14 protein-coding genes are annotated in these 21042 nt (G+C 66.5%); 9 read left to right on the top strand and 5 right to left on the bottom strand.

Annotated elements, in window-relative coordinates; translation table 11 throughout:
- Nucleotides 1–37 precede the first annotated feature (37 nt).
- The 6 genes from ACFPN5_RS12630 (at nucleotide 38) to ACFPN5_RS12605 (ending at nucleotide 7810) form a co-directional block, all read left to right on the top strand.
- Nucleotides 38–904, top strand: a complete 867-nt coding sequence (locus ACFPN5_RS12630; protein ID WP_379783708.1) for a DMT family transporter — start codon at nucleotides 38–40, stop codon at nucleotides 902–904.
- Between the two features lie 93 nt (nucleotides 905–997).
- Nucleotides 998–4456 (top strand): transcription-repair coupling factor, encoded by a 3459-nt coding sequence (mfd, locus tag ACFPN5_RS12625; RefSeq protein WP_379783706.1) that lies wholly within the window; start codon nucleotides 998–1000, stop codon nucleotides 4454–4456.
- A 15-nt stretch (nucleotides 4457–4471) separates the two neighbouring features.
- Entirely contained in the window at nucleotides 4472–5314 is an 843-nt protein-coding gene (gene serB / locus ACFPN5_RS12620) for a phosphoserine phosphatase SerB (RefSeq protein WP_379783704.1), read from the top strand.
- Nucleotides 5315–5556: 242 nt separating this feature from the next.
- The gene (locus tag ACFPN5_RS12615; protein ID WP_379783702.1) at nucleotides 5557–6852 is read left to right on the top strand and encodes an SGNH/GDSL hydrolase family protein; all 1296 of its coding nucleotides are present in this window, start codon (nucleotides 5557–5559) and stop codon (nucleotides 6850–6852) included.
- A 115-nt stretch (nucleotides 6853–6967) separates the two neighbouring features.
- Complete coding sequence (locus ACFPN5_RS12610) at nucleotides 6968–7378, top strand: hypothetical protein (protein ID WP_379783700.1); 411 nt, start codon at nucleotides 6968–6970, stop codon at nucleotides 7376–7378.
- A gap of 111 nt (nucleotides 7379–7489) precedes the next feature.
- Entirely contained in the window at nucleotides 7490–7810 is a 321-nt protein-coding gene (locus ACFPN5_RS12605) for a hypothetical protein (RefSeq protein WP_379783698.1), read from the top strand.
- 20 nt (nucleotides 7811–7830) lie between these two features.
- Here the strand turns inward: ACFPN5_RS12605 and ACFPN5_RS12600 are convergent, their stop codons facing one another.
- From ACFPN5_RS12600 to ACFPN5_RS12590, 3 genes are read right to left on the bottom strand one after another with little or no spacing between them, the layout of a single operon-like run.
- On the bottom strand, nucleotides 7831–8256 hold the full coding sequence (locus ACFPN5_RS12600) for a hypothetical protein (RefSeq protein ID WP_379783697.1): 426 nt from the start codon (nucleotides 8254–8256) through the stop codon (nucleotides 7831–7833).
- A 1-nt stretch (nucleotide 8257) separates the two neighbouring features.
- The gene (locus ACFPN5_RS12595) at nucleotides 8258–9040 is read right to left on the bottom strand and encodes a Mut7-C RNAse domain-containing protein (RefSeq protein ID WP_379783695.1); all 783 of its coding nucleotides are present in this window, start codon (nucleotides 9038–9040) and stop codon (nucleotides 8258–8260) included.
- 16 nt (nucleotides 9041–9056) lie between these two features.
- Nucleotides 9057–9812 carry a DUF72 domain-containing protein gene (locus ACFPN5_RS12590; RefSeq protein WP_379783693.1) on the bottom strand — a complete coding sequence of 252 codons (756 nt, stop codon included), beginning with the start codon at nucleotides 9810–9812 and terminating at the stop codon, nucleotides 9057–9059.
- Nucleotides 9813–9950: 138 nt separating this feature from the next.
- Between ACFPN5_RS12590 and trxC the strand changes: the two genes are divergently transcribed.
- The 3 genes from trxC to ACFPN5_RS12575 all read left to right on the top strand — a co-directional run bounded on the left by trxC (nucleotide 9951) and on the right by ACFPN5_RS12575 (nucleotide 11897).
- The gene (gene trxC / locus ACFPN5_RS12585; RefSeq protein WP_379783691.1) at nucleotides 9951–10385 is read left to right on the top strand and encodes a thioredoxin TrxC; all 435 of its coding nucleotides are present in this window, start codon (nucleotides 9951–9953) and stop codon (nucleotides 10383–10385) included.
- A 113-nt stretch (nucleotides 10386–10498) separates the two neighbouring features.
- Nucleotides 10499–10861, top strand: a complete 363-nt coding sequence (locus ACFPN5_RS12580) for a DUF4870 family protein (protein WP_379783690.1) — start codon at nucleotides 10499–10501, stop codon at nucleotides 10859–10861.
- 76 nt (nucleotides 10862–10937) lie between these two features.
- Complete coding sequence (locus ACFPN5_RS12575) at nucleotides 10938–11897, top strand: chemotaxis protein (RefSeq protein WP_379783688.1); 960 nt, start codon at nucleotides 10938–10940, stop codon at nucleotides 11895–11897.
- A gap of 74 nt (nucleotides 11898–11971) precedes the next feature.
- On the opposite strand, the gene ACFPN5_RS12570 is transcribed toward ACFPN5_RS12575, so the two are convergent.
- Nucleotides 11972–13327 (bottom strand): HlyD family type I secretion periplasmic adaptor subunit, encoded by a 1356-nt coding sequence (locus tag ACFPN5_RS12570; protein ID WP_379783686.1) that lies wholly within the window; start codon nucleotides 13325–13327, stop codon nucleotides 11972–11974.
- Between the two features lie 112 nt (nucleotides 13328–13439).
- Nucleotides 13440–21020, bottom strand: a complete 7581-nt coding sequence (locus ACFPN5_RS12565) for a beta strand repeat-containing protein (protein WP_379783684.1) — start codon at nucleotides 21018–21020, stop codon at nucleotides 13440–13442.
- Between the last annotated feature and the right edge of the window lie 22 nt (nucleotides 21021–21042).

Genomic DNA, 21042 nt, shown 5'->3' with positions numbered 1-21042 from the left:
GCTTGGAGATGATTCATTCTCCGCCGAGCTGCCGCTCATGCTGGTCACCCCCTTTCTGTTTGCCGCCAACCTGCTCGTTGCACGCTGGGCCGAGAGCGCCGCCATTCCCCCGCTGTTCCTCGCCTTCGGCCGCTGGGCGCTCGCGTTCGCGATCCTGCTGCCGACGGTCGGCCCGCGCCTGTGGGCGCTGCGCGGTGTGTTGCGGGCCAACTGGCCACGCATCCTGCTGCTTGCAGGCCTGGGCATGGGGCTGGCGGTCGGTCCGCAATACGTCGGCGCGCGGCAGACCAGCGCGGCGAACATCGCGATCATCTTTGCGGCCTGCCCGGCCCTGGTGACGCTGCTGGAAACGCTGGTCTGGAAGGCGCCACTGTCGAAAAACCAGGCGGGCGGCATGCTGCTGGCGATCCTCGGCATCCTGATCGTGCTGTCGAAGGGCGAGCCCGGAGCGCTCGGCGGCCTGGCTTTCGGCTCCGGCGACCTGTGGGTAGTGCTGGCCGCCTGCGGCTGGGTCCTGTACACGGTGCTGGGGCGGCGCCTGCCGTTGCCCGCCATGCCGGCCACGGTCAAGCTGGCGGCGCTGATCGGTGGCGGCGCGCTGGTGCTGCTGCCCTTTGCCGCCCTGGAAGGCATGAGCGGCGCCCTGCCCAACTTCGGCGACCCGCGTCTGTACGTGGCGCTGGTCTTCCTGGCGGGCGTGCCCAGCCTCGGAGCCTATTTCTGCTTCGACCGGCTGGTGGCCGTTGCCGGCCCGGCGCGCGCCAGCATGTCGGTCTACCTGATTCCGCTGTTCGCCACGCTGGCGGCCTGGCCGCTGCTGGGCGAAGCGCCGCACGGGTATCATGCGGCCGGGTTCGGCGTCATCATCGCCGGCGTGCTGGTCTCGAGCATGCGCCGGCGCTGACCTGCGCGCAGTGCGGGTGGTGGGCGGGGCAGCGGCGGGTCGGTTCGTCTATAATGGACGACCCATCGGCCCGACTGCACACTGCCCGCCTGCATGCCTTTCGATCTCACAAAGCACCTCCCGAAGCCCGGTACCCGTTTCGTCCTGCCTGCCCTGTCCGGCTCGTCCGACGCCTATGCACTGTCGGTAGCCGCCCTCGCCTTCAAGGCGCGCAGTGGCAAAGAGCGGCAGATGCTGACCGTCGTGGTCGCCAACGCCAGCGACGGCCAGCGCCTGCTCGACGAAATCCCGTGGTTCGCCGAGGGCAAACTGTCCTGCCACCTGCTGCCGGACTGGGAAACCCTGCCCTACGACGCCTTTTCGCCGCACCAGGACCTGGTGTCGGAGCGCCTGGCCACCCTGCACGAGATCCGCAACGGCCAGTGCGACGTGCTCGTCGTGCCCGCGACCACCGCCCTGGTGCGCCTCGCCCCGCCGTCCTTCCTCGCTGCCTACACCTTCTTCTTCCGCCAGGGCGAAAAGCTCGATGAGGCGAAGCTCAAGGCGCAGCTGACGCTGGCCGGCTACAGCCACGTGTCGCAGGTGATGTCGCCGGGCGAATATTCGGTGCGCGGCGGCCTGATCGACCTGTTCCCGATGGGGTCGGCTTTGCCCTACCGGCTCGACCTGTTCGGCGACGAGATCGAAACCATCCGCACTTTTGATGCGGACACCCAGCGCTCGCTGTATCCGGTGCGCGAGGTGCGCCTGCTGCCGGGCCGCGAATTCCCGATGGACGACGCGGCCAGGACGAGTTTCCGCAGCCGCTGGCGCGAGCGTTTCGAGGGCGACCCGTCGCGCTCCACGGTCTACAAGGACATCGGCAGCGGCATCGCCTCGGCCGGCATCGAATACTACCTGCCGCTGTTTTTCGAAGAGACGGCAACGCTCTTCGATTACCTGCCGGACGAGAGCCCGCTGGCCTTCGTGGGCGACATCGACGCCGCTGTTGCCCGCTTCTGGATGGATACCGAATCGCGCTACCGCTTCCTGAAGAGCGACCGCGACCGCCCGCTGCTCGAGCCGCGCGAGCTGTTCCTCTCGAACGAACAGTTCTTCACCTGCGCCAAATCGCGCGGCCGCTGGAACATCGCCCGCGATGCGACTACTCCTGCGTCCGAATTGTCGGTGCCGATTCCCGACATCGCCGTAAACCGCCGCCTGGAAGACCCGCTGGCCAACCTGCGCTCCTTCATCCTGCGAACCGGCTGCCGCGTGATGATCTGCGCCGAGTCGAACGGCCGCCGCGAAACGCTGCAGCAGTACTTCAACGAGTACAAGCTCGACATCGCCCCGGTCGAGGGCTTCGAGGGCATGCGCGAAAGCAGCGCGAAAGTCGCGCTCGGGGTGGCGCCGCTGCAGGCCGGGTTCGAGCTGCTGGAAGAATCGAGCGGCTGCATCGCCTTCATCACCGAGACCGAGCTCTATGCCGGCTCCGGCCGGCGCGCCGGCAAGAAGAAGCAGGAAGCGACCAGCCAGGTCGAATCGATGGTGCGCGACCTCTCGGAGCTCAAAATCGGCGACCCGGTGGTGCACATCAACCACGGCATCGGCCGCTACATGGGCCTGACCAGCATGGACCTGGGCGAGGGCGAGACCGAGTTCCTGCACCTGGAATACGCCAAGGACACCAAGCTGTATGTGCCGGTGTCGCAGCTGCATGTGATTTCGCGCTATTCGGGCACCTCGCCGGAAGACGCACCGCTGCACAGCCTCGGTTCCGGCCAGTGGGACAAGGCCAAGCGCAAAGCCGCCGAGCAGGTGCGCGACACCGCCGCCGAGCTGCTCAACCTGTACGCGCGGCGCGCGGCGCGCACCGGCCACTCCTTCGAATATTCGAGCACCGACTACGAGAACTTCGCCCAGAGTTTCGGCTTCGACGAGACGCCGGACCAGGCCGAGGCGATCAGCAACGTCATCAAGGACATGACCTCGGGCCGGCCGATGGACCGCCTGGTGTGCGGCGACGTCGGCTTCGGCAAGACCGAAGTCGCCCTGCGCGCCGCCTTCATCGCCGTCATGGGCGGCAAGCAGGTGGCGATCCTGGCGCCGACCACCCTGCTCGCGGAGCAGCACGCGCAGACCTTTGCCGACCGCTTCGCCGACTGGCCAGTGAAGATTGCCGAGCTGTCGCGCTTTCGGACCGGCAAGGAGATCAACAACGCGATCAAGGGCATGGCCGACGGCACGCTCGACATCGTGATCGGCACTCATAAACTGCTGTCGCCGGACGTGAAGTTCACGCGCCTTGGACTGGTGATCATCGACGAGGAACACCGCTTCGGCGTGCGCCAGAAGGAAGCGCTGAAAGCGCTGCGCGCCGAAGTCGACGTGCTGACGCTGACCGCGACCCCGATCCCGCGCACGCTCGGCATGGCGCTGGAAGGCCTGCGCGACTTTTCGATCATCGCCACCGCGCCGCAAAAGCGCCTAGCGATCAAGACTTTTGTCCGCAGCGAAGACGGCTCCGTCATCCGCGAAGCCTGCCTGCGCGAGCTGAAACGCGGCGGCCAGATCTACTTCCTGCACAACGAAGTCGACACCATCGAAAACCGCTACACGATGCTGCGCGAGCTGCTGCCGGAGGCGCGCATCGGCGTGGCCCACGGCCAGATGCACGAGCGCGATCTGGAAAAGGTGATGCGCGACTTCGTGGCGCAGCGCTTCAACATTTTGCTGTGCACGACCATCATCGAGACCGGCATCGACGTGCCGACCGCGAACACGATCATCATGCACCGCGCGGATAAATTCGGCCTGGCCCAGCTGCACCAGCTGCGCGGACGCGTCGGCCGCTCGCACCACCAGGCCTATGCCTACCTGCTGGTCTCCGACGTATCAAACCTGACCAAGCAGGCGCAGCGCCGCCTCGACGCGATCCAGGCGATGGAAGAACTGGGCAGCGGTTTTTATCTCGCGATGCACGACCTGGAAATCCGCGGCGCCGGCGAAGTGCTGGGCGAAAACCAGTCCGGCGAGATGCTGGAAATCGGGTTCCAGCTGTACTCGGACATGCTCAACGAGGCGGTACGCGCGCTGAAGGCGGGCAAGGAGCCGGACCTGGCGGCGCCCCTGTCCTCCACCACCGAAATCAACCTGCACGTGCCGGCCCTGCTGCCGGCCGACTTCTGCGGCGATGTGCACGAGCGCCTGTCGATCTACAAGCGCCTGGCCAATTGCGACAGCCAGGGCAAGGTCGACGACATGCAGGAAGAGCTGATCGACCGCTTCGGCAAACTGCCCGAGCAGGTGAAAGCCCTGATCGAGACCCACCGCCTGCGCATCGCGGCGAAAACGGTCGGCATCATCAAGATCGACGCCCACAGCGAAGCGGCCAGCCTGCAGTTCATGGAAAAGCCGCCGATCGACCCGGTCCGGATCATCACGCTGATCCAGAAGAACCGCCACATCAAGCTGGCCGGCCAGGACAAGCTGCGCATCACGGCCGCCATGCCGGACCTGGCGGCACGCGTGCTGCAGGTGAAGCAGACAATCAAACAATTGTTGGCATAGACAATGACGAAGACGATGAATCTGGTAGTACAAGGCCCGAATGCTTCCATGGCGACGCTGGAAGCGGTTGCCGCCCTCGCCCGGCCCGCGCGCACGGCGGCAATCGGCGACAAGGCCCTGCGTGGCGAGGACGTCGCCCATTCGACAGACATAATCGAGGCGGTGCACGCGGCGGCCCTGGGCGCGCAGGTCGATGCCACCTTTATCGAAGCCGGCCGTACCCTGGCCGACTTCGCGCTGGTGGCGATGGACATGGACTCGACCCTGATCACCATCGAATGCATCGACGAGATCGCCGACATGCAGGGCCTGAAGGCCGAGGTGTCCGAGATCACCGAGGCGGCGATGCGCGGCGAACTCGATTTCGCCGCCAGCCTCACGCGCCGCGTCGCGCTTCTCGCGGGCCTGGAAGCATCCAGCCTGGAACGGGTGTACGAGGAGCGCCTGCGCCTCTCGCCCGGTGCGGAAACGATGCTCGCCGCCGTGCAGGCGGCCGGGCTGAAAACGCTGCTGGTGTCCGGCGGCTTCACCTTCTTCACCGACCGCTTGAAAAGCCGGCTGGGCCTCGACTACACGCATGCCAACCTGCTGGAAGTCGAAGACGGCCGGCTGACCGGGCGCGTGATCGGCGGCATCGTCGACGCCGAGGAGAAGATGCGCACCGTGCAACGCGTGTGCGCGGAGCTGGGCGTCGGGACGCGCCAGGCGATCGTCATGGGCGACGGCGCCAACGACCTCAAGATGATGAGCGTCGCCGGCCTGTCGGTGGCGTTCCGCGCCAAGCCGGTGGTGCGGGCGCAGGCCGATGTCGCGCTCAATTTCAGCGGGCTCGATGGGGTGCTGACGGTGCTCGGCTAGCATACTCGCAGGGGATCGCGGCCCGCCTCCTGCCGCCGCCCCCCTGCAAATACATTGTATTAAGCAAATAATTGCTTGAGGATAAACCAAGCACAGGCAGTATCTGATCAATTCCTGCGCCAGCGCAGAACTCCTGTCGAGCGCCTCTTGAGTCGGTCCTGCCGGCGACTTAGATTGGCTGGGGCGCGCCCGCCATGCACGTCGCATGCGCGGAGCCTGCCAACTTGCCACAGGAGCACATCATGAAAGACGTCTCGCCCGCCCAGTCCGCCGAGCCGCCCAGCGCCGCCCCTACTCGGCGCCGCTTCCTCCTTGCCGGCCCGGCGGTGGGCGCCGCACTGGCGCTTCCCGGGCTGCCCGCTCGGGCCCAGACCAGCCCAGCGGAGCGCTGGTGCGCCACCTGGGGCACCGCGCCGGCCGGCCCGCCGCCGTCGGCCAGCGTGCAGAGCTTTACCGGCCAGACCCTGCGGCTGATTGCGCGCGCCAGCATCGGCGGGGGCCGGGTACTCATCCGCGTGTCCAACGAGATGGGCAGCACGCCGCTGCGCATCGGACGCGCCACGATCGCCTTGCGCACGAGCGGCGCCGCGATCGCCAGCCCACGGCCGCTCAGCTTTGGCGGCGTGGCCTCGATTACCATCCCGGCCGGCGCGCCCGCGCTGTCCGACCCGGTGGACCTGGTGGTACCAGCGCAGGCCGATCTCGCCGTCAGCCTGTACCTGCCGGGCACGGTGCAGGCCACCACCATCCACGACGCCGCCTTCCAGACCAGCTATGTGTCGGCCGCCGGCGACTACACGTCCACGCTGGCACTGCCGGTAGCGCGCTCGATCTCGTCCTGGCCCTTCCTCACCGAAATCGACGTCGATGCCTCGGTGCCCGCCATCGTCGCGCTGGGTGATTCGATCACCGACGGCGCGCGCAGCACGAGCAACGCCAACCGGCGCTGGCCCGACTACCTGGCGCGGCGCCTGCAATCCGCCCTCGGCGCGGCCGGGCGCATCGGCGTGGTCAACCGCGGCATCAGCGCGAACCTGCTCCTCAACGATTATCCGACCGCCCTGCTCGCCGGGCGCGACACGCTCGAGCGCTTCGACCGCGACGTGCTGGCGACCGCCGGCGTGCGCTACCTGATCGCACTCATCGGCATCAACGACATCTGCTACAGCTCCGGCACCAGCCCGATTCCCGTCGCGGAACTGGTAGCCGGCTGGCGCCAGGTCATCGCGCGGGCCCACGCGCGCGACATTGCGGTCATCGGCGCCACGCTGCCGCCCTTCGAGGGCTTCGTGTATTACACGGCCGCGCGCGAGGCGGTGCGGCGCGCGGCCAACAACTGGATCCGGGCCAGCGGCGAATTCGACGCGCTGTTCGATGTCGAGGCGGTCCTGCGCGACCCGGCGAATCCGGTACGCATCATGCCGGCCTACGACAGCGGCGACCACCTGCACCCGAACGACGCGGGCTACCAGGCGATGGCGAATGCCGTCCCGCTGGCGCCCTTCGTCTCCGGCAGCACGCGGGCGGATGTGGGTTAGGCGGACGAACGACTCCACCAAGGCGGGACGCCAAGACGATGCGAGTGTAACAAGCTGTAATTCCACGCCAAAATGGATAAGCGGTCACTATCATGGCGACATCAGGAGGACCGTCATGAAAAAACTCATCTTCGTCATCGCAGGCCTTGCCGCACTCGCCGGCTGCGCCACGCCGGGCCCGGGCCCGGCCAATTACGGCACCCGCAGTGTTGCCCAGTCGGGCGACCCGAGCGAGTGGCAGGTGGTCTCGGTCACGCCGGTGCCGCTCGGCACCGGTGCGCGCGCCGGGGACGCCGGGGTCGTCACCAGCTCGAACGTCATCGTCAATCCGGGCCCGCCGGGCGCGCCTGTGTATGGGGCGCAGCGGGGGTATGGCGCGCAACCCTTCTACGGGCCGGGCTATGGCTATCCGCCGGTCTACGTCCAGGATCCTTACTGGACTCCGCCCGTCTCGATCGGTCTGGGCTTGAGCTTCGGCCGCAGCTGGGGTGGACACCGTCACCGCGGCCATTACCGCCGCCGCTAACCCGCGCACCTGCACGACGGAAGGGCCGCATCGTTCATGCGGCCTTTTTTTCGCCCACGGCGGCTCTCGCGCCATGGCTATAATGTGCAGTTTCACCATTAGCATTTGATCATGGACACATCGAAATTTTCCCGCTACCCCGGCTCGCGCGCTTTCTGGTTCCTGTTCGGCATGGGCCTCGGCAGCATGGGCTTGTGGAACGGCATGCAGCGCGACCTGATCGGCGAAACCCTGTGCGGCGTCGGCCTGATCCTGCTCGGCATCCAGGGCCTGCTGCGTCCCGTCGTGCTGAGCCGGGTCGCGAAGATCAGCAAGGAAGAAATGACGCGCGACGTGTCGATCGGCTCGGACGTGCTGCATGGCGCCCTGTCGCTGGCGATGGCGGCGGCGCTGCTGGTCGGCATCATCCTCAAATATGTCGTGAAGATCTGAACCCTGGCCAGCACGAGACTTCAGCCGGAACCAAAGAGGTCGTTCGCATTCAGGATCGACCAAGCGATCTCAGGGCGCTCCTGCAGGCGCTTGCGCACCGCCGCCGCCACTGATTGCCGCACTTTCTTGCACAGGCCCGGTTTTTCCTCGAGCACGATGAGGATGCCGCGCATGGTGCGCACTTCGTTCGGTCCGGGTTCGATGCGCAGCTCGGCACCGATGTTCTTACGGATCAGCGCCTGCACGTGCTGCAGGTCCTCGTAGCTGTCGACGCGCTCGATGCGCGCGATCAAATTCAGCTCCTGGCGGCGGTCGATGGCGAGCGGGCGCACGTCCGCGCCCGGTTCGGCGAGCAGGCGGTTGCGCTCGCAGACGCAGGCGCCGGGCGGGCACTCGACGCGGATCGGGAACGGCAAATTCGGCAGGTTCGGGATGGGATCGCTCACGCTACCAGGGTCCAGGTTGGGGAGGCGCTGTTGATTCTACCGCAGCCGGCACGGTCACCGCTTCCAGCATCGCCGCCATCCGCCTGTGATGCGAGCCCTTCCAGAACACGCGCCCGCAACTGTCGCAGGTATTGAATTCATTGTGCCGCTGGCGTACCGATTCGGGCAACTGCAGGGCGACCTCTTCCTTGGGGACCGGCCGCAGCGGCAGGTTGCAGTGCAGGCAGAGGCTGAACGGCTGGGCGATGCCTGCCAGGTCGAGCCGCTGGAACAGCTCGCGGAACTGCAGCGCCGGCTTGATCGCATGCAGGTAGCAGCCGTGCGTCACGCTGCGGCGCTTGAGCAGTTCGCGGTCGCGCGTAAGCACCACCCGCCCCTGTTCGCCGGCGATGACGACGATCTCCTCGTCATCGAAGCCGTTGTCGTACAGGGTGTCGAAGCCGGCCATGCGCAGCAGCCGCGCCAGGCCGCCGAGGTGGGCGTCGGCGACGAAGCGCAGGTGGCGCAGGGGCCTGTCGCGTATCCGTAGCAGCGGCGCGACGTCGAAGGTCTCGAATTTCGGGTAGACCGCGACGCGGTCGCCCTCAAGCAGCAGGCGATCCAGGCCGCTCGACTCGCCGTTTACGAGGATCAGCTCGACCTCGGTGTGCGGCACGCCGAGCGCCTCGATCATGTGTTTCGTCGTCGCGGCACGGGCGCAGGGAACCGTGAACGCGCATCCGCGCCGCTCGCGCGGCAGGAAATCGTTCAGCTCCTCGTAAAAGCGAAACGTCGCCGTGACCATGCCGCCAGTATCACCTTTAAAGAGGTACGCCGTCCCGGCATGCGCGCAACACGTCGAGGGCATTCGGCACCGCTTCGCCCGCCGCCGTATTGTCGAAGATGCACCAGACGGTGCGCCCGGCGGCCTTGTGCTCCTCCAGCTCGCGCACCAGCGCGGCCAGGTAGTCGCGCGAATAGGACGAGTAATAAATGCGCGGCGCGCCGTGCAGGCGCATGTAGACGTCGTTTGTCGTCGGCACGTGCGGGCCGGGCTGGCCGGCCGCCGGGTCGGCGATCACGCGGGTGACGCCGCGCTCGCGCAGCAGTTCGGTGGCGGTGTCGCTGAACCAGCTCGGGTGGCGCCCTTCGCAGGCGATCATGCAGCCGAAGGTATCCTGCAGGCGCAGGAAGAAATCGCGCACCGTCTCGTCGTGGAAGCCGAATTTCGGCGGCAACTGCACCAGCAGGCAACCGAGCTTGTCTTTCAATTCGCCGACCTCGCCGGCGAACCGGGCGAGCAGCTCGTCGATGTCGCGGAGTTGCGCGTCGTGCGTGATCGCGCGCGGCACCTTGACCGCGAAGCGGAAGTCGCGCGGCACGCTCTCGGCCCAGCGCGCATAGGTTTGCGGGCGGTGCGGCTTGTAGAACGACGAGTTGATCTCCACCATCGGGAACACGGCGGCATAGCGTTCGAGGTGACTCCCCGCCTCCGGGAAGGCGGCGGCCGCTTCCTTGGGGATGTTCCAGCCGGCGCAACCGATCAAATGCGGGCAAGGGTCGTTCGTTTTTTTCATTGGCGATTCTGCAAGTATGCTCGGGGCGATTGTACGCGCGGCTAACGGCCCACGTCGCATGCTTGAGCCGGGCACGCCGGCGGCCGTCCGCCGTGCGGCTTACAATACGTTTGTGCCAACCACCGAGGAGCCATCATCGTGAGTGACCCGATCCACATCGTCTGCCCCCAATGCGATGCCGTCAACCGGCTCGCGCCCGCGCGCCTGGCCGACAACCCGGTCTGCGGCAAGTGCGCCCAGCCGCTCTTCACCGGGCGCCCGCTCGACGTGTCATCCGAGCGCTTCGCACGCCACATTTCGCGTAACGACATCCCGGTCCTGGTCGACTTCTGGGCCGAGTGGTGCGGTCCGTGCAAGATGATGGCGCCCGCCTATGCGCAGGCGGCGGGCCGGCTGGAACCGCGGGTGCGCCTGCTGAAGGTGAACACGGAACTGGCGCAGGACCTGTCGGCGCGCTTCGCGATCCGCAGCATCCCGACCCTGGCCCTGTTCAAGGGCGGCCGGGAAATCGCGCGCCAGCCCGGTGCGATGGACGCCGGCAACATTGTCGCCTGGGTGCAGTCGAAACTCTAGCGCCATGGACGCTCCCGCGCCCGATTGGCAGCGTTAGCGAAATCGCCACAAATCGCTGCTACAATCGGGCCAGGCGGGGTCGTCCCGTGCGGAGCCACTCCAAGGAGCCAACCATGTCGCAGCAACTCGTTCTGGACCGTGGGACGCAAGACGCCAAACAACTGGCGCGCGTCCTCTACCTGGTCCACGCCTGTACCTTCTTCTTTTCGCTGGGCATGCTGTCCTTCCTGCCGCTGATCGTCAATTACGTCAAGCGCCCGGACACCAGCGGCACCCTGGTCTACAGCCATCACACCTGGATGATTCGCTCGTTCTGGTATTACATGGTCTGGATGGTGGTCGGCGGTATCATATTCGCCACGATTATCGGCTTCCCGCTCGCCGTTGCTATCTGGGGCTTGGCGTGGTTGTGGAAAGCGTATCGTCTGATTCGTGGTTTTTTAGACCTGGACAGCAACAAACCGATGCCAGTTTGACGATCACTTGACGCATTTCGCCATTTTCGCAGCTAGAATACTTTCCTGAAGGAACTAACTCCACTCAGGGCGAAAAATGAAATCGGTTCAACAGGAAGTCGACGAGCGCAGCACGCTGGCAGGTACCAACAAATTCGAGCTGCTGCTCTTCCGCCTTGGCGGCGACGACAACGGCAACCATAACGAGCTGTTCGGCATCAACGTATTCAAGATCCGCGAGATCGTGGCGATGCCGGCCATTACCGCCGTTGCCGGTTCGCCGGCGCACGTGCTCGGGGTGGTGAACCTGCGCGGCCAGATCATCCAGGTGCTCGACCTGCCGGCAATCGCCGGCGTCAAGCCGAAGACCGGCCTGAACATCATGCTGGTCACCGAATTCGCGCGTACCACGCAGGCCTTCGCGGTGGAGAGCGTCGAAGAAATCGTGCGTCTCGACTGGAGCCAGGTGATGTCGGCCGAGAGCAGCGCCGGCAGCGGCATGGTCACCAGCATCGCCCGGCTCGAGGGCGAAAACGGCGAGCCGGGCCGCCTGGCCCAGGTGCTCGACGTCGAAACCATCCTGCGCAACATGAACCCTGAAGCCGGGTCGACGATCAACCCGCAGAGCGTCGGCGCCAGGATCCAGATCAAGCCGGGTTCGATCATCCTGGCAGCGGACGACTCGGTGGTGGCGCGCGCGCTCATCGAGCAGGGCCTGGAAGCCATGGGCCTGCCCTTCGTGATGACGAAAAGCGGCAAGGAAGCCTGGGAGCAGCTGGGCAGCATCGCGAATGCCGCCGAGAGCGAAGGCAAGAGCGTCTACGACAAGGTGGCCCTGGTGCTGACCGACCTCGAGATGCCGGAGATGGACGGCTTCACGCTGACCCGCAACATCAAGAAGAGCGCGCGACTGGCGAACCTGCCGGTGGTGATTCACTCCTCGCTGTCAGGCACGACGAACGAAGAACACGTGAAGAACATCGGGGCCGACGCCTATGTGGCCAAGTTCTCGGTCGAAGACCTGTCGAGCACGCTGCGCCGGGTGTTGAAACAATAAAGCTTGCGGCAGTAGTTCTCATCCATAAAAAAAGGGAGCCTCGGCTCCCTTTTTTACGCCCTGCCACCATCCCATCAGCGTTCGCGGGCCGCCTCGTGCCAGGCCTTCTGCATCGGCGAGAGCAGGTATTCGAGCACGGTGCGCGTGCCCAGCAGGATTTCGGCGTTGGCCTGCATGCCGGCGCTCAAGGGGAAGCGCGTACCGTTGGCTTCGAGCGAGGCGCTCTTCAGGGTCACCAGCGCCTTGAAGGTGGAGGGCTGCGTCGCCCCCGGCGTGGCCTGGGCGCCGGCGTTCTGCCCGCTCTCGACCGAGTCGGCGCCGATGTGCTCGACCGTCCCCTCCAGCATGCCGTACTTCTGGAACGGGAAGGCCGCGAACTTCAGGCGCACGGTCTGGCCCTGCCTGACGAAACCGATGTCGTCGTTCGTGAGCCATACCTCGGCGCGCAGGGTTTCGTCGTTCGGCACCAGCGTCAGCAGGACCGTTCCCGGCTGGACCACGGTACCGACCGAATGCGTGGCCAGCTCCTTGACGACGCTGTCCTGCGTCGCTTTCAGCTCGAGCAGTTCCTTGCGGTGCGTCTGCTTCGCCAGTTCCTGCGACAGCTGGTCGAAAGCGCGCTGCGCTTCCCCGCGCTCGACATGCAGCTGGCGGCGGTAGTCCGAATCGATCTGGACCAGCTTCATCTCCGACTGCTGCACGCCGGCCTTGGCCGACTCGATCATGTGGTCCTGGGTCGCCAGCTCCTGCTCCTTCTCGATGCGCTCGCGCCGCTTGTCGCTGACCAGCACACCGCCTGCGAAACCATCCTTGCCGAGCTTCTCGAAGGCCTTTTCCTGCTCGCGGTAGTGCGGCAGCACGGCGCTGAACTTGCGCTGGATCTCGAGCGCCGCCGCCAGGTCCTGCCTGGCCTTGGCCAGCCGGCTTTTTTCTTCGGCCAGCGCGGCCTGGAAGGCGGCGCGGTTGGCGCGGTACTGGGACTGGGCGGCGGCCAGCAGGTGCGGCGAGTCGCCAGGCTGGGCCTGGAACGCGGCGTCGGCCAGCTCGGCATCGACCCGGCGCAGCGCCAGGCGCTTGCCCTGCAAGTCGGCCGCGATCGAGTTGGCGTCGGCGTCGGTGATCAGGGTATCCATGCGCATCAGGACTTGCCCGGCGCGCACGGTATCGCCCTCCTTCACCAGTATTTCCTTGACGATGCCCGATTCGGCCGGCTGGACAATCTTGACATAGCTCTGCGGGACCAGCTTGCCCTCGGCCACCGCGACGATGTCGAGCCGGCCGGCCACCATCCAGACGGCCAGCAGCACCAGCAGGATGAGCAGCGCCCACACGACCTTGCGGCCGAGCGGATTCGGACTCGAGGCCTGCAGGCGCAGCAGTGGCGGCGAAAAGTCGAGTGCGCTGGACGCTTTGGCCGTGGATTTTTTCACGATGGGGAACTCAATGGGCTCATTTCGATTAAACGGGACGTGCCCGAAACCGGTGATCCGGTTCGGGCACGCCGCCTTCCTCTATTACTTCTGTTTACGGCTGTTCACCGTCTTACTTGAGCTTCTTCGTACCCTTGCCCAGGCCCTCGAAGCCCTTCAGCTCGACGCCGCCGCTGCCCGACAGCGACAGGCCGCCCCCGCCGAAGGCGGTGCTCGAGCCGAGGAAGCCGAAGGTCGCCTTGGCCAGGGCGCCGGTATCGGCGCCGTTGCGATCGTCGAGCCAGGTCAGCGTCTGCTTGGCCGCCAGCGCTTCCGACACCGCCAGGTCCACCTTCAGCCAGGCGCCGAAGCTCTGCGCCGAGGTGGTGTTGCCGATGCTGCCGGCCGGCTGGCTGAACTCGACGATCTTGCTGGCGCTGAGCAGGGCCGGGACGCCCAGCGCATTCGGCGCCTCCGCCGTGGCGGCAACCGACACGGTCGCTGCACCGTTTGTTGCGTTGTTCGGCGCGCTGACGCCGAGCGACAAGTTCAATTTGCTGCCGCCCTTCGAGCCCGGATTACCCGGGCCGGTGCCCGGGCCATCGTTCTGGTCGACATCGTGGCCGGGTGGCGCCGCATCCTCGCCGTTACCGACGCCTTCGTTGCCGTGGCTGACCGACACGGTGAACACGTCCGACGCGGACAGGCTGCCGGCGGTGCTGCCGGTGGCGGCTACCGCGTCAGTCGCGGTGACGCGCACGTCGATCGAACCCAGCTGCTTCGGTGAGGTGCCGGCAAAGGTGCCGGTAGCCGCGTCGAACTTCAGCCAGTCCGGCAGCTTCGAGCCATCGGCCAGGGTCGCTGCATAGGTCAGCGTGTCGCCCTGGTCGAGGTCGCGGAAGCTGTCGGCCGGCAGCTTGAACGAGAACGCCTTGTTAAAGGTGAGCGCCTTGTCGGCGAGCGGCGTCACGACGATAGGTGCGTCGTTGGCGCCGGCGACCGTGATGTCGAGCGTCGCGCTGCCGCTGGCCATGCCGTCGGTCGCACCGTAGCTGAAGCGCTCGAAGGCGGAAGCATCCCGGCCCATCGACTGCACCACGGCGGCATCGAGCTGGTACACGTAGCTGCCGTCGGCATTGACAGTCAAGGCGCCATGGCTGCCTTGCGTCGTGCGGGCGCTCACCGCCAGGACGGCGCCGGCGTCAACGTCGCCGTCGTTCGCCAGCAGGTTGCCGGCGATGCCGGCTGCATCCTCTTCCACCCGCGCGGTGTCGGCCGCCAGCACCGGCGCGTCGTTGCTGCCGGTGATCGTGATGTCCAGCGTCGACGCGACCGCTGCCGTGCCGTCGGTCGCCGAGTAGCCGAAGCTGTCGACCACCGACTGGCCTTCGGCCAGCGACTGCACGTTTGCCGCGCCGTTATCCAGGCTATAGGTATAGCTGCCGTCCGCGGCCAGCGTCAGGGTGCCATAGGCGCCGGTGTAGACGCCCGGCACCGCCACGGCCAGGGCAGTGCCGCTGTCGAGGTCACGGTCGTTCGCCAGGACGTTGCCGCTGGCGGCGATCTGGCCGTCTTCCTGCACCTGGGCCGCGTCGCTGCTCACCACCGGTGCATCGTTGGTGCCGGTGACCGTGATGTCCAGCGTGGAAGCGACGCCCTCGATGCCGTCGGTAGCGACGTAGGCGAACGAATCGAGCACGACTTCGCCCGCGTTCAGGCCCTGCACGTTGGCCGCGCCATCGTTCAGGCTATACGTGTAGCTGCCGTCCTGCGCTATCGTCAGGCTGCCGTAGATGCCGGCAATGGTGCCCGGGGCTGCCACCTGGAGCACGGTGCCGTTGTCGACGTCGCTGTCGTTGGCCAGCACGTTGCCGCTCACCGTGGTCGCGCTGTCCTCAAGCATCGCGGCCGCGTCAAGCCCGGTCACGGCCGCATCGTTGACGCCGATGACCTGGACGTTCACGACGGCCGTCGAGGTTTCGCCCATCTCGTCCGTGATCGTGTAGCTGAAGCTGTCGTTCACGACTTCGCCCTGCGCCAGCTCCTGGAAGCGCTCGCCGATGTCGTAGCTGATGTCGTCGCCGTCCAGGCTGATGGACGCGCCGATGGCCGATTCGCCCACTGTAATCACGGTCAGGACGTCGCCCGCATCGGGATCGGTGTCGTTCGCCAGCAGCTGGGTTACCGGCACGTTGACCAGGCCCCCGTCCTCGAATACGGCGACACCGTCGTCAAATGCGGTCGGGGCGGCATTGAGCAGCGCGGCCATGCCGCCCTGATCGATCGTGCTGCCGTCCTCGAAGACGATTTGCGTCACGCCCTCGCCCTGGACCAGCCAGTCGACCAGCACCACGCTGTCGCCGGTTGCCACGATGGTGAGCACCAGGTCATTGCCGGCCTGCTCGGCGTGCAGGTCGTTCACGCTCAGGCCGCCTCGGATGCTCAGCGTGCCCTTGCCTTGCGCGTCGATGATTCGCTCATGGCCGTCGCCGGCGCCGAATACATAGGTGTCGTCGCCCGCGCCGCCCAGCAGCTCGTCGTTGCCGGTGCCGCCCGCGAGCAGGTCGTTGCCGTCCATGCCGGAGAGCTGGTTGTCGCCGCTATTGCCGGTGAGGGCGTTGTCCAGGGCGTTGCCGCTGCCCGTGATGTTCGCGCTACCCGTCAGGACCAGGTTCTCGACGTTGGCTCCCATGGCGTGGCTCGCGCTGGCCAGTACGGTATCCACGCCGTTGCCGGCCGCCTCATTGACGGTATCACCGGCATTGTCGACGATATACGTGTCGTCGCCGGCGCCGCCCTGCATCATGTCGGCGTCGAGGCCGCCGTCGAGGGTGTCGTTGCCGTCGCCGCCGTTCAGGGTGTCGTTGCCGGCGCTGCCGCCCAGGGCGTCGTCACCCGCGCCGCCGTCGAGCAGGTTGGCGCCGCTGTTGCCGCGGATGATGTTGTTGCCCGCGTTACCGGTGCCACTGATGTTCGCGCTGCCGCTCAGGACCAGGGTCTCCACGTTGGCCGACAGCAGGTAATTCGCGCTGGCGATGACCGTATCGTCGCCCTCGCCGCCGGCTTCGTTCACGATGTCGCCCGAGTTGTCGACAAAATAAGTGTCGTCGCCTGCGCCGCCGGCCAGGGTATCGGCCCCGGCGCCGCCGCTGAGCACGTTGTTACCGCTGTTGCCCAGGATGTTGTTGACGAGCGCGTTGCCGGAGCCGTTGACGTTGTCGCTACCCGTCAGCACCAGGTTTTCGAGGTTCGCGCCGAGCAGGTAGGTCGCGTTCGAGTGCACCGTATCGATGCCGGCGCCGGCCGCTTCGACCACCGTGTCGTTCGCGTCGACGAGGTAAGTGTCGTCGCCCGCGCCGCCCTGCAGGCTGTCGGCGCCGAGACCGCCGATGAGGGTGTCGGCACCAAGACCGCCCACCAGCGTGTCGTTGCCGTCGCCGCCGTCCAGCACATTGTTGCCGCTGTTGCCGGTGATGAGGTTATCGAACGCATTGCCGGTGCCGGCGAGGTGCGCGGAACCGGTCAGGGTCAGGTGTTCGAGGTGCGCGCCGAGCGTCGTGCTGATGCTCGACTGGACCGTATCGACGCCCTCGCCCGCGTGTTCGATCACGCTGTCGGCCGCGTCGTCCACGACATAGGTGTCGTTGCCGGTACCGCCCAGCAGCGTATCGGCGCCGAGGCCGCCGTCGAGCGTGTCGTTGCCCGCGCCAGCGGTGATGAAGTCGTTGCCGGCCATGCCGCTGAGCAGGTTGCTGGCCCCGTTGCCGGTGATGGTGTTGTCCTGGGCGTTGCCGCTGCCGTTGATGGCGCCCGTGCCCGTCAGGACCAGGTGCTCGACGTTGGCGGACAGCGTATGGGTCGCGCTGGCGTAGACGATGTCGACACCGGCGCCGGCCGTTTCACTGACCAGGTCGCCGGTGGCGTCGACGATATACGTGTCGTCGCCCGCGCCGCCGGTCATCGTGTCGGCGCCTGCACCGCCATCGATCAGGTTGTTGCCGGCATTGCCGGTGATCGTGTTGCCCAGCGCGTTGCCGGTGCCGGACAGGTGCTCACTGCCGGTCAGGGTCAGGTTCTCGACATTGGCCGAGAGCGTGTGGCTGAGCGACGAGCGTACGGTATCGATGCCGCTGCCCGCCGCCTCGCTGACGACATCGTTGGCGTCGTCGACGATATAGGTATCGCTGCCGAAGCCGCCCTGCATGTTGTCGGCGCCGCTGCCGCCGTCGAGCGTGTCGTCGCCGTAGTCGCCGAACAGCGTGTCGTTGCCCGCTTCGCCATTGAGCACGTTGTTGGCGTAGTTGCCGGTGATGACGTTGTCGAGCGCGTTGCCGGTGCCGCTGATGTTGCCGCCACCGGTCAGGAGCAGGTTCTCGACATTGCCGGTCAAAGCGTAGTTGACCGAGGACTGGACCGTGTCCTTGCCCTCGCCCACGTTTTCGATCACCAGGTCGCCCGCCTGGTCGACCACATAGGTGTCGTCGCCGCTGCCGCCGGCCATGGCGTCGCTCCCCACACCGCCGTTCAGCAAGTCGTTGCCCGCGTCGCCCTGCAGGACATCGTTTCCGGCTTCGCCGTGCAGGCTGTCGTTGCCGTCGCCGCCGATGAGGGTATCGTTGCCGTTGTAGGCATAGATGAGGTCGTCACCGGCGCGGCCGTCAAGGACGTTCCCGCCCTCATTGCCCACGATCCTGTTGGCCAGTTCATTACCGGTACCGTCGATGTGCGCGCTGCCCGTGAGGGTCAGGTTCTCGACATTGTCGGTCAGCGTGTCGGTGATGTTCGATTTCACGAGGTCGGTACCTTCGCCAGCCGCCTCGACCACCAGGTCGCCGTCGTCATCCACCATGAAAGTGTCGTCGCCCAGGCCGCCAGCCATCACATCGGCGCCGGTGCCGCCGTCGATGGTGTCGTTGCCGGCGTCGCCCGACAGGCGGTCGCTGCCATCCTGGCCGTTCAGGCTGTCGTCACCGTTGCCGCCGGAAACAGCGTCATCGCCGAGGCCCGCATTGACGGTGTCGGCGCCGTCGCCGGCGCTGATCGTGTTGTTGCCTCGGTTGCCCCTGATGAAGTTGTTCAGCGCGTTGCCGTTGCCGACCAGGTCGTCCGAACCATCCAGCATCAGGTTCTCGACGTTAGCGGTGAGCGTGTAGTCGATATCCGAGAACACGGTGTCCGTGCCCTGGCCGAGGCTTTCCTCGACGATGTCGCCGGCATTCTCGACCATATAGCTGTCGTTGCCGTGGCCACCCTGCATCAGGTCGGCGCCAAGGCCGCCGTCGAGCGAGTCGTTGCCACTCATGCCGGCCAGCGTGTCCGCGCCGTCCTGTCCGGACAGCAGGTTGTTGCCGCCGTTGCCGGTGATGACGTTGTCGAGTTCATTACCGAAACCGGCCGTATACGCCCCGCCGGTCAGCGTCAGGTTCTCGACATTGGCCGTCAGGCTGTAGTCGATGCTTGATTCGACCAGGTCGATGCCCTCGCCGCCGTTCTCCAGGACCTGGTCGCCCGCGTTGTCGACGACATAGGTGTCGTCGCCCGTGCCGCCGGCCATGTGGTCGAGGCCGATGCCGCCGTTGAGCCTGTCGTTGCCGCCGTCGCCCTGCAGGCGGTCGTCGCCGGCGTCGCCGTTGAGCAGGTCGTTGCCCTCGTCGCCGATGAGCAGGTCGGCACCGAGGTTGCCGTTGATCGTGTCGTTGCCGGCGCGGCCGTCGAGAACGTTGGCGCCCGTGTTGCCGTTAATGGTGTTGTCCAGCTCGTTGCCGGTGCCGTCGATGTCGGCCGTGCCGGTCAGGGTCAGGTTCTCGACGTGATCGGTCAGCGTGTAGGTGATGCTTGAATTGACCAGGTCGCTGCCGGCATTGCCGGCTTCGACCACCAGGTCGCCAACATGATCGAGGACGTACACGTCGTTGCCGGCGCCGCCTTCCATGCGGTCGGCGCCGCTGCCGCCATCAATGGTGTCGTTGCCGGCCTCGCCAAACAGGGTGTCGTCGCCCGCCTCACCATTGAGCTTGTCGTCGCCGGCGCCGCCGGCGAAGCTGTTGTTGCCGGTATTGCCAGTCATCGCGTTATTCAGCGCATTGCCCGTGCCGTCGAGGCTGTCGGCGCCGGTCAGGACCAGGTTCTCGAAGTTGTCGCCCAGCGTGTACGTGATGCCGGATTGGACCGTGTCGCTGCCGGCGCCTGCCGCCTCGCTGACCTTGTCGCCGGCCTGGTCGACGACATAGGTGTCGTCGCCGACGCCGCCCTGCATGTCGTCGGCGCCGCTGCCGCCGTCGAGCGTGTCGTTGCCGGCGTTGCCGATCAGCGTGTCGTTGCCGTCGAGGCCCTTCAGTACGTTGCTGGCGTTGCTGCCGGTAACGACGTTGTCGAGTTCGTTGCCCGAGCCGTTCAGGGCAGCGCTGCCGAGCGTCAGGTTCTCGACGTTGGCGGCCAGCGTGTAGCTCACGCCTGCCACGACCTTGTCGATGCCCTTGCCTTCCAGTTCGACCACCGTATCGAGGACGTTGTCGACGATATAGGTGTCGTCGCCACTGTCGCCCTGCAGCGCGTCAGCGCCGGCCCCGCCGTCGAGGGTGTCGTTGCCGTCCCCACCAAGCAGGCGGTCGTCGCCGCCGTGGCCATTCAGAATATCGTTGCCTTCCAGGCCGTGCAGCGTATTCGCGGCGCCGCTGCCGTTGATGACGTTATCGAGCGTGTTGCCGGTGCCGTCGGTGGAAGCCGTGCCGGTCAAGGTCAGGTTCTCGACGTTCTCCGTCAGCGTGGTCGAAATGCTGGACTGCACGAGATCGGTGCCGGCGCCCTGCGCTTCGACGACGAGGTCGCCCGCGTCGTCGACGACATAGGTATCGTCGCCGATGCCGCCTTCCATCCGGTCGGCGCCGCTGCCGCCGTTGACGGTATCGTTGCCGGCCTCGCCGTACAGCGCATCGTCGCCGGCGTCGCCGTTGATCGCGTCGTTGCCGTCGCCGCCGAAGGCGGTATCGTTGCCGCCGCCCGCATGCACGGTGTCGGCGCCTGCGCCGGCCGCAATCGTGTTGGCGCCGCTGTTGCCGGTGATGATGTTGTTCAGTCCGTTACCGGCGCCGTCGATATCCAGCGCGCCCGTCAGGGTCAGGTGCTCGAGGTTGTCGCCGAGCGCGTACGAAATGGCTGAACGAACAGTATCCGCGCCGCCATTCGCGACCTCGACCACGACGTCGCCCACGGAGTCGACCACATAGCTGTCGTCGCCCAGGCCGCCCTGCATGTTGTCGTCGCCGGCGCCGCCGTCGAGGGTGTCCGCGCCCAGGTTGCCGAGCAGCGTGTCGTTGCCTTCCAGGCCCCTCAGGGTGTTGATGCCGATATTGCCGGTAATGACGTTACCGAGCGCGTTGCCGGTGCCGTCGATGCTGCCCGAACCCGTCAGCGTGAGGTGCTCGACACCGTCCGCCAGGGTATGGGTGACGCTCGACTGGACCGTGTCCGTTCCTTCGTCCGCATTTTCCACCACCCGGTCGAGCGCATGGTCGACAACATAGGTATCGTTGCCCGCACCGCCGACCAGCGTGTCCGCACCGCTGCGGCCGTCCAGTACGTTGGCGCCGGCGTTGCCGGTGATCGTATTGTGCAGCGCGTTGCCGGTGCCGTCGATGTCGGCTGTGCCGGTCAGGACCAGGTCGTTGACATTCGAGGCCAGCGTGGTGGTCACGGACGAGTTTACAGTTGTCATTGCATTTCCTCTTTTTAGCGGG

The sequence above is a fragment of the Massilia niabensis genome (assembly GCF_042655085.1).
GTDB classification, from domain to species: domain Bacteria; phylum Pseudomonadota; class Gammaproteobacteria; order Burkholderiales; family Burkholderiaceae_D; genus Telluria; species Telluria niabensis.
This window is presented reverse-complemented; position numbering and strand designations above follow the sequence as displayed.